General features: G+C 29.8%; 19 protein-coding genes. 5 read left to right on the top strand and 14 right to left on the bottom strand.

Annotated features, from left to right (window positions below):
* Position 1: 1 nt before the first annotated feature.
* From ACGHJ8_RS00750 to ACGHJ8_RS00725, 6 genes are all read right to left on the bottom strand, one after another.
* Positions 2–331, bottom strand: a complete 330-nt coding sequence (locus tag ACGHJ8_RS00750; RefSeq protein ID WP_390541120.1) for a PTS sugar transporter subunit IIB — start codon at positions 329–331, stop codon at positions 2–4.
* 126 nt (positions 332–457) lie between these two features.
* Positions 458–1,294: a MurR/RpiR family transcriptional regulator gene (locus ACGHJ8_RS00745; RefSeq protein WP_390541118.1), complete on the bottom strand. Its 837-nt coding sequence runs from the start codon at positions 1,292–1,294 to the stop codon at positions 458–460.
* On the bottom strand, positions 1,291–1,503 hold the full coding sequence (locus ACGHJ8_RS00740; protein WP_390541116.1) for a hypothetical protein: 213 nt from the start codon (positions 1,501–1,503) through the stop codon (positions 1,291–1,293). The genes ACGHJ8_RS00745 and ACGHJ8_RS00740 overlap by 4 nt, the downstream gene beginning before the upstream one ends.
* Positions 1,504–1,505: 2 nt before the next feature.
* Positions 1,506–2,303, bottom strand: coding sequence for a Cof-type HAD-IIB family hydrolase (locus tag ACGHJ8_RS00735; RefSeq protein ID WP_390541114.1), 798 nt, complete (start codon positions 2,301–2,303; stop codon positions 1,506–1,508).
* Positions 2,304–2,378: 75 nt separating this feature from the next.
* Entirely contained in the window at positions 2,379–2,843 is a 465-nt protein-coding gene (bcp, locus tag ACGHJ8_RS00730) for a thioredoxin-dependent thiol peroxidase (protein WP_087304404.1), read from the bottom strand.
* A gap of 60 nt (positions 2,844–2,903) precedes the next feature.
* Positions 2,904–3,455: an SOS response-associated peptidase gene (locus tag ACGHJ8_RS00725; protein WP_390541111.1), complete on the bottom strand. Its 552-nt coding sequence runs from the start codon at positions 3,453–3,455 to the stop codon at positions 2,904–2,906.
* An 89-nt stretch (positions 3,456–3,544) separates the two neighbouring features.
* Between ACGHJ8_RS00725 and ACGHJ8_RS00720 the strand changes: the two genes are divergently transcribed.
* Together ACGHJ8_RS00720 and ACGHJ8_RS00715 are read left to right on the top strand one after the other, a co-directional pair.
* Positions 3,545–4,126, top strand: a complete 582-nt coding sequence (locus ACGHJ8_RS00720) for a hypothetical protein (protein ID WP_087243623.1) — start codon at positions 3,545–3,547, stop codon at positions 4,124–4,126.
* A gap of 8 nt (positions 4,127–4,134) precedes the next feature.
* Positions 4,135–4,869, top strand: a complete 735-nt coding sequence (locus ACGHJ8_RS00715) for a nucleoside/nucleotide kinase family protein (RefSeq protein ID WP_390541109.1) — start codon at positions 4,135–4,137, stop codon at positions 4,867–4,869.
* Positions 4,870–5,009: 140 nt separating this feature from the next.
* Here ACGHJ8_RS00715 and ACGHJ8_RS00710 read toward each other — a convergent pair whose 3' ends face one another.
* The gene (locus tag ACGHJ8_RS00710; RefSeq protein WP_390541107.1) at positions 5,010–5,573 is read right to left on the bottom strand and encodes a GNAT family N-acetyltransferase; all 564 of its coding nucleotides are present in this window, start codon (positions 5,571–5,573) and stop codon (positions 5,010–5,012) included.
* 74 nt (positions 5,574–5,647) lie between these two features.
* Between ACGHJ8_RS00710 and ACGHJ8_RS00705 the strand changes: the two genes are divergently transcribed.
* Positions 5,648–6,100: a GNAT family N-acetyltransferase gene (locus ACGHJ8_RS00705; protein ID WP_390541105.1), complete on the top strand. Its 453-nt coding sequence runs from the start codon at positions 5,648–5,650 to the stop codon at positions 6,098–6,100.
* 66 nt (positions 6,101–6,166) lie between these two features.
* Positions 6,167–6,634, top strand: coding sequence for an Rrf2 family transcriptional regulator (locus tag ACGHJ8_RS00700; RefSeq protein ID WP_390541103.1), 468 nt, complete (start codon positions 6,167–6,169; stop codon positions 6,632–6,634).
* A gap of 6 nt (positions 6,635–6,640) precedes the next feature.
* Here the strand turns inward: ACGHJ8_RS00700 and ACGHJ8_RS00695 are convergent, their stop codons facing one another.
* The 3 genes from ACGHJ8_RS00695 to ACGHJ8_RS00685 all read right to left on the bottom strand — a co-directional run bounded on the left by ACGHJ8_RS00695 (position 6,641) and on the right by ACGHJ8_RS00685 (position 9,383).
* Positions 6,641–8,278 (bottom strand): glycoside hydrolase family 2 protein, encoded by a 1,638-nt coding sequence (locus tag ACGHJ8_RS00695; protein WP_390541101.1) that lies wholly within the window; start codon positions 8,276–8,278, stop codon positions 6,641–6,643.
* A gap of 159 nt (positions 8,279–8,437) precedes the next feature.
* Positions 8,438–8,860 (bottom strand): DUF1893 domain-containing protein, encoded by a 423-nt coding sequence (locus tag ACGHJ8_RS00690; protein ID WP_390541099.1) that lies wholly within the window; start codon positions 8,858–8,860, stop codon positions 8,438–8,440.
* Positions 8,829–9,383 carry an ECF transporter S component gene (locus ACGHJ8_RS00685; RefSeq protein ID WP_390541097.1) on the bottom strand — a complete coding sequence of 185 codons (555 nt, stop codon included), beginning with the start codon at positions 9,381–9,383 and terminating at the stop codon, positions 8,829–8,831. Before ACGHJ8_RS00685 ends, ACGHJ8_RS00690 begins: the two co-directional genes overlap by 32 nt.
* A gap of 131 nt (positions 9,384–9,514) precedes the next feature.
* Between ACGHJ8_RS00685 and ACGHJ8_RS00680 the strand changes: the two genes are divergently transcribed.
* The gene (locus ACGHJ8_RS00680) at positions 9,515–10,135 is read left to right on the top strand and encodes a hypothetical protein (RefSeq protein ID WP_129736646.1); all 621 of its coding nucleotides are present in this window, start codon (positions 9,515–9,517) and stop codon (positions 10,133–10,135) included.
* 26 nt (positions 10,136–10,161) lie between these two features.
* Here ACGHJ8_RS00680 and ACGHJ8_RS00675 read toward each other — a convergent pair whose 3' ends face one another.
* The 4 genes from ACGHJ8_RS00675 to ACGHJ8_RS00660 all read right to left on the bottom strand — a co-directional run bounded on the left by ACGHJ8_RS00675 (position 10,162) and on the right by ACGHJ8_RS00660 (position 14,029).
* Entirely contained in the window at positions 10,162–11,583 is a 1,422-nt protein-coding gene (locus tag ACGHJ8_RS00675; protein ID WP_390541094.1) for a 6-phospho-beta-glucosidase, read from the bottom strand.
* A gap of 13 nt (positions 11,584–11,596) precedes the next feature.
* A complete protein-coding gene (locus tag ACGHJ8_RS00670) occupies positions 11,597–12,271 on the bottom strand; it encodes a DUF6198 family protein (RefSeq protein WP_390541092.1) in 675 nt (224 codons plus the stop codon).
* Positions 12,272–12,340: 69 nt separating this feature from the next.
* Positions 12,341–13,081 (bottom strand): MurR/RpiR family transcriptional regulator, encoded by a 741-nt coding sequence (locus tag ACGHJ8_RS00665; RefSeq protein ID WP_211962619.1) that lies wholly within the window; start codon positions 13,079–13,081, stop codon positions 12,341–12,343.
* A gap of 78 nt (positions 13,082–13,159) precedes the next feature.
* Entirely contained in the window at positions 13,160–14,029 is an 870-nt protein-coding gene (locus ACGHJ8_RS00660) for an SDR family oxidoreductase (protein WP_087243609.1), read from the bottom strand.
* Positions 14,030–14,103 lie beyond the last annotated feature (74 nt).

Genomic DNA, 14,103 nt, shown 5'->3' with positions numbered 1-14,103 from the left:
CTTATTCCCCCACTTTCTTATGATAAAATGATTCATACATCTTGATTGCCTGATCTAAAACTTTTGCACCATTCATTGTTCCATAATCACGCATATCAATCACATCAAATGGAGCCTTGTCACCAACAACATCTTGGACGTTTTTTAAAACATATCTGACTTGTGGACCTAACAATAAAACATCAAAATTACCTATGTGATTACCAATTGTTTTTTCACCTACAGCATCCACACTGACTTCAATACCTCTTTGCTCTGCTTCTTCTTTCATCTTATTCATCAGCAGACTTGTCGACATACCACCTGCACATGCTAGTAAAATTCTCAACATTTTGATTCCTCCTTCTTTTGATAGTTCCACTATAAAGTCTTTCATTTTTAAATACAAGACCTGTTCATGATTGAGGAACATTGTCAACCAATTTCATTAAATAAACATAAAAAATCTACAACAATGTTACAGATTCTTAAAAAATATTTGATCATAAAGTTGTTCGTATTTTTTTGTTTTTTCATAAGACATAGAATATAAAAGACTATAAATCAAATCAAAAATATATTTTAAAGATGTATAAAAAACCCACTCTTGAATACTTGATGATTGTGGATCAAAAGGTGTATGAATCGTATATGTTGCATTTTGGGATAAACGATTTTGATTTTGTCCTGTAAAAACGATAAATGGAATATGTCTGCGTAATAAAGTTAGACTTAAATCAATGAGATAAGGATTTCGAGAATGCTTACTCACAATCATAATCACATGATTATTTTTTATGTTTAAAGCATGATTAATCTGTAAATCTGTATCTTTATAAACTTGAACAAAAATACCCAGACGACTGAAAATATGTGCAGCATAATAACAAATCGTTGAATTTGTATCATTAGCATAAATATCAACATATTTTTGTGATTCAATAGATGAAACAATATCCTGTAAATCCTTTTGATTTAAAGAATCTTTCGTTTTTTGAATCGTATCATTTTCTAATTGGCTTACTTTCTGTGAAATAGAAAGTATATCTTCACCAGAAAAGATATCATAATTATCTAAGTTCATATTTTTCAACATCAAGACGATATGATATTTAAAATCACTATAATTTTTATATCCTAATTTTTTAATAAAACGAATGATTGTTGTTGCACTGGTATAAGTTCTTTTGGCGAGTTCTCTTGATGAAAGCTGTGGAATTTCTTCTAAATGTTCCAGCAGATATGTGACAATGACCTGATCATTTTCACTTAAATGATAGTTTTCATTTAATCGATCTAGAATACGTTGACTCATGCTGTTTCCTCTTTTTCAAAAATAAGGGAAATTGTTTCAACATCTCCTGTTGATCTCGTTATGATTGGAACATACCCCAGATAAGTCCAGCCATCCAAGATACGTTGCTTAATTTTTTCTTCAATGCCTTCAAACTGATATTTACTTCCTTTTATTCCACCAAATCCAACTGTAACGGATTGCATACGTTCAAATTCTACTTTCTTCATTTTTATCCCTCAGTTTCTTCTAAAATATTATGAATCTTCTTGAGCACAGCCTGCTCATCATTTGATCCAATGACCTCATAAGCAATATTTTTAATAGGTTCTACTGCATTTGACATGGCATAAGCATATTTGACTTCCTGCAACATTTCATAATCGTTCATTTGATCTCCAAAGGCTGCACATTCATCTGGATTAATCTGGTATGTATCTTGTAAAAATTTGATACCTACCCCTTTATGCATGTGCTGATTTTGAATATCCATCCATTCATTTCCTGATGTAACAATCTTAACGCCATCTGGTAACTGTTGACGAATCTCATCTAATAAATCCTGAATATGCTGTTCTTTATCATAGATGGCAATCTTCATAATATCATCATGAATCTCATCATAAGAATCTATAAATGAATAAGCACAATAATATTTTTTAACTTCATTTTTATATGCAAAATAATCTTTTAAAATATAAGCACCTTTTCTCCCACATAAAATGATAAAAATACGTTGGTATTGTGATAAAATATGTACCATTTCTTTCACTTTTTGATATGAAATCACATCACAATGCAATTCTGTTGTTCCTTTCGCAATATAACTTCCATTTTCAGCAATGAAATACATCTGATCACTAAGAGGTAAAAATTTTTGATATAAGCGATAATATTGATTTCCACTCGCTATAACAAACTTTATATTTTTCTCTTTCATTTGATAAAACAAATCTATAAAAGATTTATCAAACTTTTTTTGTGAATCTAAAAAAGTGCCATCCATATCCGTCGCAATTAATCGAATCATTTGTCTTCCTCCCCTTATATGCTTTATTATAAAGAAATTCAAGTCTTGTTTCCAGTCTATAACAAAAAAACACATCTATAAAGATGCGTTTAAAACTTCTAACATATCATTTGGATTTTGAGCTGCTTTGACTTTTGTATATGCCTTTTCAATAATCCCTTCTTCATTAATCAAGTATGTTGTTCTAACAACTCCCATAACCTTTTTACCATACATATTTTTTTCTTTCCATACATCATAAGCTTGTATAGCTACTAAGTCTGGATCTGATAACAATGTAAATGGTAACTGATATTTTTCTTCAAACTTTTTATGAGATTTGACACTGTCTTTACTGACGCCTAAAATAACAGCTCCTTTTTTGACAAAATCAGGATATAATTGTGCAAATCCACAAGCCTGTTTTGTACATCCAGGTGTATTATCTTTTGGATAAAAATATAAAATAACCTTCTGTCCTCGATATTGACTTAATGATATTTCTTCACCATTTTGATTTAATAAAGTAAAATCTGGGGCCTTTGTTCCAACTTCTAACATCTATCCTTCACTCCTTTGTTTCATCATAATACCTCTGCTATGAAAATGCAATCCATTTGCTTAAAATAAAGATTGCTGTAAGATGCCTGATACAATATGAAAAGGTATTTCATACTGAAGATATTTTTGATAGCTTTGTTGATCAAACCAACTATTGATTTGATGAGGTGATAACATAACTGGCATTCGCGAATGAACAGGTTGCATCACATCATTAGCCTCTTTTGTTAGAATAACAAATTCTCCTTGTTTATTATAACAGCCTGCCATCAATAAAATATCTTCCATTGGTTCAAAAGATATCTGATGTTTATGAATATCCCACTCATAAAATCCTTTCGCTATAATAAGACAACGACGATTTTGAATATCTTCTCGAAATAATGTCTTATCTAAAATCGTTTCACTACGGGCATTAATAATCAGTTTTGAATTGATTGTATAGCCCCATTGCATCATTTTTATCTGACAATGATTTCCTTCTTGAATGATGACTGGCAACATCTGATGAGGTCTACAATCTCCTATCACTTGTAATGATGAAGCAACATCCATCTCCATATCCTTTAAAACTTCATATATCCTTTTAATTAAATAATATCTTCCACACATATTTTTATCTCCAATCTTTTTTTATTATAGCATAGATTCTAGAGTTTTCCTGTATTCTATGAGATAATAGAAGAAAGGATGGTGTCCAAATGAGTGAAACTTATAGTAAAAATTATTTTGAAAAATATGCTGCATTAACATTAGCTACTTTCTTTGATATTGATGAAAAAGACATCTTATTATCAGATCGTCCTGATTTGCGTATTCCTCTTTATCATCATGGCATAGAAGTCACTCAGGCTTTAACACCTGAAGAAGCGGTTGCTGATATGAAAAAACCTTTATATAAAACATTGGATATGACACCCTTTGATCATGATGATCAAAACATTTCTTTTGTTTTTGAAAAAATAGATGATGCTATTGAACGTAAACTTATCAAGTGTAAAAAGTATGAAAGATATTTGCATAATGGACTTTATATTTTTTCTCACTGTCATAATTTATCTCAAGAAAACTTAAAAACATTTTTAATCCAAAAAGATATTCCTCATGATTTCTATCATTATCTTTTTATCAATTGTGTCACAAAACTTTATTGTTTTGATATTCAAAAACAGACAATCCATTCATTATCTTTTCGTCGTAATGAACTCATCAAGATGAATATACAATCTTTACTCTATGAAAAAACTTGTCATAAAAAGAGAAGAAAAATTATTATTCCTTAGGAGGACTTATGAAAACTTATGAACTTAATGTCAATGGACATCTTATAAAGGCTCAATTTGATGAACAGAATATTCAAAATATATTTATTCCTTTATTGAAAAAATGGACGCAAATGCAAAAAGAAAAGAATCAAAGATTATTGATTCTTTTAGCTGCTCCGCCTGGAACTGGAAAAACAACACTTTCACTATTTCTTGAATATTTATCACAAAATATTTCTAATGTGACATCTTTACAGGCTTTAGGCATGGATGGCTTTCATCGTTATCAAGATTATTTGGATACGCATTATATCATTAAAGATCAACAAAAAATATACATGAAAGATGTCAAAGGTTGTCCAGAAACTTTTGATGTGGATAGACTCATTAATAAGATAAAAGATATGCAAACAAATGATATTGATTTTCCTATATATGACAGAGTTTTGCATAATCCTGTTGAAGATCAAATTCATATCTGTCAAAAAATAGTTCTTTTAGAAGGTAATTACTTATTGCTCAATGAAGAGAAATGGAAAGATATTCATACTTTATTTGACGATTCTCTTTTTATTGAAGCCCCTATTCAAGAGCTAAAGAAACGCTTGATTCAACGTAAAATGATGGGTGGTATTCCTTATCATTTAGCCAAACAATTCTATGAAAACTCTGATGGCATCAATGTCAAAAGAGTCCTTGATCATTCTTTACCGGCACATATTCATTTATATGAAAATCATCATATTTATACACAGAAGTAGTATTTCTGTGTTTTTATTTTTTAAATAAATATTCTAACTCATACTCACATCAATGTTAAAGATATCATCATTGGTGGTTTTTTTATAATACTTAGGATAACCTTTACTATTTATATGATATTGACTTCTTATAAAAAAGTCTAAACTTTCTTTTTATACTCATCTTTTAAAATGGAATAATAACATGCATCTACAATCCCTTGATTATTCCAGTCACTATGTCTCAAAGTTCCTTCATATGTCATTCCACATTTCAACATAACTTGTCCAGAATGTGGATTTAAAGGATCATGATGAGATTGAATACATTCAAAGCCTACTTCATTGAAAAGAAAATCAATGACTCTATCCAGAACCTCACTCATGACTCCCTGATGCCAATATTGGCGTGAAAGACAATATCCAATAACAGCTAAATGAGTTTTCTCATTCACTTCTACAACTGATATATTGCCAATAGGTAAATGATCATAATCCTTGATAATAATAGCCCAATTATAATAATTCAAATTCTGATATTGTTTAATCCAATCGTCTAAAATCTGTTGTGTGACTTGAATATTCTGATGTGGTTTCCAAGTTAAAAAATGTGTCACTTCTTCATCAGTTGCCCAACGTTCAAACATTGCTTTGGCATCATCTTTTTGAAATGGACGTAAAATAAAACGTTGACTCTCTAATCGCTTTGTTCCTTGATGTAACATATGATATCTCCTTGATTTTTATTAATAATCATAATATCATATTGTCAAACAGAAATAAAGATTGGAGGATTTTTATGATTAGAGAAGCAACAATACAAGACTTAGCAAGTCTTAATCATTTATTATTTCAAGTTAATAATGTACACGCTGATGGACGACCTGATTTATTCCAACATGGAAGTAAAAAATATACAGATGAACAACTTATCCAAGTCATACAAGATGATACAAGACCAATCTTTGTTTATGAAGATCATCTTCATCAAATACTTGGATACGTCTTTTGTATAGAACAACATCATTATGAAAATAAAAAAACACTTTATATTGATGATTTATGTGTAGATGAAAAATGTCGTGGTCAGCAGATTGGAAAACAGCTTTATGAATATGTTTTAAACTATGCGAAAACGCAACATTATTATCATGTGACGTTAAATGTCTGGTGTTTAAATGAATCAGCAATGAAATTCTATGAAAAATGTGGTATGACGCCTTTAAAAATCATGATGGAACAAATATTGTAATTGTAAACATTGACATTACATCAAATGCCCTATATAATCAAAACAGAAAAGAAAGAGGGAGTAGATATGCAAATTTCAAGTCGTTTTACTATTGCTGTACATATTTTTGCTTGTATTGATACATTTCAAAATGAAACGAAAATAACAAGTGATTTTTTAGCTGAAAGTGTCAATGTGAATCCAGTGATTATTAGAAAAATATTATCTCAGTTACGAAATGCTGGTCTTGTTCATGTGCAACGTGGTAGTGGAGGTGCCTCAATAGCTAAAGATCCAAAAGATATTACATTTTTAGATATTTATCATGCTGTTGACTGTATTGAAAATGGTGAATTATTTCATTTTCATGAAAACCCTAATCCACAATGCCCAGTAGGTAGAAATATTCATCATATATTGGATAACAAATTAATACAGGTTCAAAAAGCTTTAGAAAATGAATTGAAAAGCATCACACTCGCAGATATTATCAAAGATACTCAATATTATATTCAAAATGAAAAAAAGGAAAATGTATCAGAATATAATGAATAAACATCATTATATTCTTTTCTTTTCCTCAAATGTTTTTTGAATTTGTTTTTGTAGCTTCAATAAACGCTGTTTATTGACTTTACATACTTGACGATCATATGTATATAAACCATTGATTTCATCTTCTATATCTGATAATTGTGTATAAATACATCCACATAAGCCATGATCAATAGATGGTAACACCATTTCTTCATACATTTTTATCATCTGATTCGTTAATTCTTCTTCACTATGGGTTGTTCCATAACCATAATGACGAGAAGAATAGACATGCTGATCGACAATTCTTGTATAACCACCACATTCACTTAATAATATAGGTCGATTTTGTTTATTTTTTAATACCTTGTTTCTAAAATAAACATGTTCACTTTGAACATCACTTAATTTTTGATGAAACCAGCCAGAAGTGGCATCATAAAAACGAGATGAATCATAGTCTTGACATAATTGATACATGTTATCAGCTTGAATCTGACCCCATCCTTCATTAAAAATAGTATATCCAATAATACAAGGATGATTATATAAATGTTTCAATGTGTCCAACATATGTTTTTGATATATATATTTTTGAAGTTGTTTCCCTCTTACATGATCCAAGCGATATTTGAACCCTAAGTTTGGTAAAACTGTATCTCTGATATAATGATATTGTCCATTATTAACATGATCTTGTATGACTAACATTCCAAGTTGATCACAGGCAAAGTAAAAAGCTTCAGGTTCAACTTTAATATGTTTTCTTAGACAATTAAATCCTAATTCTTTCATTCTTAAAATATCTTTTTCATACTCATTCATTTGATGAGGCAAATATAGTCCATCATGGAAATAGCCCTGATCTAAAACCCCATGTATAAATATAGGCTTTCCATTTAATAGAATATCCTGATTTTTAACCTCTACTGTTCTTAAAGCAAAATAACTTTCTACATGATCATTATCCGTATCTATAAATATTCTATATAGATATGGATTTTCTGTAGTCCATAAATGACGATATGAAGATGGTATGTCTATATCAATATCTTTATCATGAAATATTTCTTTTAAAAATAATTCATCTGCGACAATACTGACTTGATAGTAATCAGCTGTTGTTTCAATATGAAGATGTATCTGATCTAAAGATGGGGTTATTTTTAAATCCTGTATGTAATGTGATTGTACAGCTTCAAGCCAGACAGATTGCCAAATGCCTGATACTGGTGTGTACCACATACCACCTGATTTTTTCTTTTGTTTGCCATAAGGATAAAGATCAGATAGCTGATCAGTGACTTGAACTTCTAAAAGGTTTTCTCCATCTTGAATAAACGATGTAATGTCAAACCAGAATGGCAAATAGCCACCTTGATGTTCTCCTACACATTGATGGTTTATATAGACTTTTGCGATTTGATCCACAGCACCAAAATGCAAATGAATACTTTTTTCTTTTCCAAGCATATGAGCATCTAATATAAATGTCTTTTGATAATGAAGATGTTCACCAATTTCCCCTTGATAACAAGACAAAGGAGCTTGTGGTGGATAAGGGACTTGGATAATCTGCTGGTTTAATAACCATTCTCCATCTAATGATTGAAAGCTTTCTCGATATAATTGTGGACGAGGATAGTCATATTTATTTTTCATATGAAACAACTCCTTTATATTTCTATTATATAATAGATATGTTTTGTCTGAAATCATTTTATACGATATTATTCACAAAGGATGATTATCATGACGTGAAAGCTTACTATGAGTGATGTCGTCTATATGAAAAAAGCATCCAAATGGGATGCTTTTACATTATTGTTTCATTAATTCACTTTGTTTATGTTTTAAAGCTATAAAAGCTTCATCTAAATCATTCATATCATAAACAGTCTTTTCCATAGGACACATACCATCATGTGTTCTATTGATAATATAAGGAACAACTTTTTCACAATCATAACTGATATGATAATATTCCAATATTTCTTTGGCTTTTTCACTTAAGACATAGGCATAAATGTATTTCACTTTTGATAAAATCAGTAACATTGCAGTTGCTTTTCCAATGACTTTATCAACTACGATTGCATCTTCAAAATAATAAAGATGTTCCTTCATAGGATTGATAATTGGTCCAATTCCATGTAACTTGGATGTATAGATCTCTCCTTGTCGATTGGCTATAAGAGATAATTCTTCTTCATTAAGCTTTTTTTGTAGCTGTAGCAACTTCATCAAAATAGCCTCCCTTAACAATTGCCATCACAATTGCTGGTACAAAGATTAACTGAATAATGATTCCCGGAATCCCTGTTGTTGTAGCTGCAATCACTGCTGGAATGCCTCCCAAAGGAATACCAAACAGATATGTTGCAATAGAAATCACAATACCATAGATAACCCTTCCAGCAATCATGGAAAGAACTAAGGCAGATAAAGAACCAAATTTCTGTTTAGAGAAATGGAACTGATGAAACAACAGACCACTGACTGTCCCATAAGTTGCCAGTTCACTCATCATAAACAAGACACGATCAGCAGAAGGCATTCCTGTTACAACAAAGCTTGTCAAAGGAGCAAAGATTCCTAAAAATAAGCCATAGATAGGTCCAAGTAACATTCCACCAATAAAAACAGGTAAATGCATTGGAAGAAAAACAGAACCAGCCTGTTGCATACCAATGATATGAAAGACTTGTGGTAATAATAAAGATATAGCTAAACACATAGCTCCAAATGTTAATTTTTTTGTTTTCATTGTAAAACCTCCTCGTACTATATCATAACGCTAAAGTAAGGTTTAAAGTCAACCCTTTTTTCAATTTCCATAAGACTTTTTTCTTTTCTATATGATATATTTATGCTATACTCCATGATTGAGGTGAGGTTATGAAAAGACTTTATGAATATCTTGATATGATTTCTCAAGAAGATATACATGATTATGTTGAAAAAATGAAATACAGCAATGATATGTATACAACTCTATCCAAAGGAATAGAGGATTTTAAGCAATTAACACCTATCTATAATGATAATGTTATTTTTTCATTATATAAAGACATGTTATTTCTTCAGCCAGATCAAGATCAACCATTTTTAACACGAAAAGAAGACCACGTTTTTTATAGCCCATTATACTTTGTTGAAAAAATGGACATGACACAACAATTCCCATTAAATTCTATGAATCACCAACAAGCATTAGGTGCTTATGTTGTGGTGGATAAGGATTATCCTTTTATACATATGATTTTACTGATTATTGATAATTTACTCAATGATGTTAAAAGTACAATTCAAAATCAAATCAATGAAATGATTCGTCATCTCCAAGAACAATTTCCTCAAGCAACAATATCTACAGTGAGCGTCATTGCCAGTGACCATGCTCCTCAAGAAGATCAAATTCAACAGATGGAATCACAAATCATTGAAAAACAAATGGATATGAATCAATCTTTTGAACAAAAGACAAAAGAATATTATCAAAGTATTTTATATAATTAAAAAACATGTACTAGTGACATGTTTTTTTATAATAATTCCCCATTTGTAGCAATGACTTTTTTATACCATTCAAACGATTTTTTCTTTAACCTTTTGAACGTTCCCTTTCCCCTGTTATCTCTATCTACATATATAAATCCATATCTTTTTTCCATTTCACCAGTCCCATTGGAAATCAAATCTATACATCCCCATGTTGTGTATCCCATTAAATCAACACCATCTTTGTCAACAGCATCTTTCATCGCTTTAATATGTTCTCTTAAATAATGAATGCGATAATCATCTTGAATTGTTCCATCTTCTTCTACAATATCTTTAGCTCCCAAACCATTTTCAACAATAAATAATGGTTTTTGATAACGATCATAAAGTTCATTCATAGTAATTCTTAAACCTAAAGGATCAATTTGCCATCCCCATTCACTCGATTTCAAATATGGATTTATAACAGATGCAAATACATTACTTTCAGTTTGACAGCTACTATCAGGAGTCGAACTAGAAACTCTTGATGAATAATATGAAAAACTTATAAAATCAACAGTATTTTCCATCAATAAATTCTTATCATCATTCATAAATGGAATGGTAGCTTGATTCTTTTCTATCCATTTTAAAGCATATGGAGGATAATAGCCTCTTGATTGAACATCAATAAACATATAGCTTTCTCGATTATCACATATAGCTTTCCAATAATCTTCAGGTTTACATGTTGCTGGATAATAAGACCCTGCTGCTAACATGCATCCAATTTGATTTTGTGGATTAATCTCATGAGCCAGTTTTGTGACGAGTGCACTAGCAACTAATTCATGATGCGCACAGGTAATCATAGCTTGTATTTTATTTTCATCATCCTTAAATCTTAGTCCTGCTGCAACAAACGGAAAATGAAGTATCATATTGATTTCATTAAAAGTTAGCCAATATTTTACAAAATGTTTATATCTTATCAATAGAACCTTTGCTAATTTAACATAACAATCAATCATTCTTCTATCTCTCCATCCTCCATATTTGTTGATCAAATACATAGGACAATCAAAATGATTTATTGTCACTAATGGTTCAATATGATATTTATGACACTCTTTAAATACATCTTCATAAAATTTTAATCCTTCTTCATTAGGTGATTCTTCATCACCATGTGGAAAAATGCGTGTCCATGCAATGGATATTCTAAAAACTTTAAATCCCATTTCTGCCATTAATGCAATATCTTCTTTATAATGATGATAAAAATCAACAGCTTGATGACTTGGAAAATAGTGATTGTCAATATGATCAATCCATTTTTCTCCTGTTCCAATAGCATATCGATCTTGACCATACGGCATCAAATCGACATTAGCTAAACCACGTCCACCTTCGAAAATACCACCTTCAACTTGATTGGCAGCTGTTGCACCACCCCATAAAAATCCTTCTTTAAATCCCATAACTTTTCCTCCTTTATGCATTGTTTAAATAATATGATAATTTTTTAAATCTTGGTATATAAATAAAATGACTTAAAACTTTTGTACGAAAAAATTGTATCAATGCTCCATTGCATATTGCCATAATGATTGTTCCTAACCCTATACCTACAAAATCATTAAATAATATCAAAGACATAAATAGTGAAATCATTAAAAATGTACAATCAAAACATGTTTTGAATAACTTCAATGATATTTTATATTTCTTAGATAATACTTTACAAAAGAAATCATAAATTTGTGGATAAAAATATGTTTCATAAAACATAGCTACTGCTAAAGCAGATATCATCATTCCCAAAAAGAAACAAATCATACGTATTACCAAAGAAGATATAGTTACTTGAAATATTGGTAATATGAATTTTAAAATATCAGCCGTAGTTGCATATAAAAAACCTGTTATAAACGAACTTAAATAAGCTAATCGAAACTTTCGTAGTATGATACAAAAAATAACAAATAGAAATCCCGCAACTAAATATTCTGCTTGTCCATATGTTAAATGATTATATTTTTGACTAATAATATATGCTGGACAAACAATCATTGACATGCCACAATCAGCTATTGACATTAAGTTAACACCAAACCCCAATAACAAAATAGCGAAAACATAGAGTAATTCACTTGAAATTTTATGCATATAACATCCTCCTGTAATCATCATATAAAAAAAATAAGCACAATCAAAAAAAGTTTCCAAAAAGGAAACTCACATTTGTAAACCAAGAAGAATAATATCAATAATATATCTCATCATATATACATGATAAGAAAAATGCAAACAGTGGATAAAAATTTGATTTTCACAGAAATTGATATCATTCTGACATGTAATCAACCATTTATTAACTTTTGTTTTTCTTAGTCTTTGAATAATTCTTTTATCATAGTGAAAAGTATCTCCATTTATGCTTATAACAATAAATAAATCTTGATTTGTAAAAGAATATTCTTTTTTTAAATCCACGTCACAAATAATTGTATTGATATGATATATATTCAATTCCCTTTGAATATTATAAATAAGTGATCGTGCATCCCCTTGAGCATATAAGTAAATTTTACGGGAAGTTTTTATATTTTTAATAAGTTCTTCTATTTGAGTATAATCTAAATATTTTTGAGTGTACTGTATATTTTTAAGAAAATTATCAGAAAAAATGCTTATGTTTTCCTTTAAAGATAATTTTTTATCAATGAAAAGCTGCCTTCTTTCTAAGGAATCTAAATATGAATAACATTCATATATAAATTCCTCATAATTTTGATAATCTAGATTTCGAATACACTTTGAAACTTGTCCTTTTGATATATAACATGCTTTTGCTATATCTTCAATAGTCATTCTAGGAATCTTTGCAATATTTTCCTTAATAAAAACACAAAAAACATATAATGAATTTTTACTTGTATGTCCATTAATAATATCATTAACCTTATCTATAATCATCATTATCACCATTCACTTATATAACGAAAAATAAAATGCTATAACTGTCATTACAATTATAACATTTATAAATGAAGATTACATATTTTTCATATATTCTAATATTCCTTTTAAAGAAATCACTTGTCCTACTGGCTTAATTCCTGCAATTTCTTCACTGGTTTGACTAAAATCAACAATTAAATGTTCACCAGAAATATATGAAGCCATTACACTATTTAAAAAGACGATAGGCATAGCCATTTCTTCACTGGTAGCCAGACGTTTTGCATAACCACAATGAGATAATAAAGCTTCTTCACCACCAGCCATTTGTGTAAATTCATCTTTCATACCTGTATCTGTTGACCCTGGTAATACAGCATTTACTCTTATACCTTGAGATGCAAATGTAGATTGTAAATAGACTGTTAAATAATTCATAGCTAATTTACTAAATGGGTATGCCATTGTTCCAGGCATTCGACTCATACCTGTTTTTTCTATAGCCGCAACTTTTCCATCCCATCCAGATGCCTGAATAACTGGTAAATAAATATCTTTATTATCTTCTCTTTCCCATCCATTACCACCTGTAGATGTCATAAATGCAATAGCGTCACCTTTTTGCATTCTATGAATTAAATATTCTTCACAAATATATTGATTAGATAATAAATCAATTTTACAAGTTGTTATAAAATCATTTTTTGCTCCTGAAACTCCTGCTATACCAAAGAAAGCATGAATATGGTCAGGAATCTCTTGAAATGCCTGATCTATAGACTCTTTTTGACTTAAATCAACATGTATATATTTTTCAATTCCATCTACCTCTACTTTCTGCCAATCTAATGCATAAACTTTTGCTCCTAAGTCCACTAACATTTCTGTTGTTGCTTTTCCCATCCCAGAAGCTGCACCTGTCACAACTGCGATTTGTCCTTGATATCCAAAATAATCTTTCATTTTTCTATCCTCCTAAATGCACTATAAATCTTTCTTTATATTTTATCAATAAGTATAAGTCAAAAAGGACATTC

This window comes from Massiliimicrobium timonense, from assembly GCF_042850985.1.
Taxonomy (GTDB): Bacteria; Bacillota_I; Bacilli_A; order Erysipelotrichales; family Coprobacillaceae; genus Allocoprobacillus.
The sequence above is the reverse complement of the archived record's forward strand: the minus strand, read 5'-3'. Positions and strand labels throughout refer to the sequence as shown.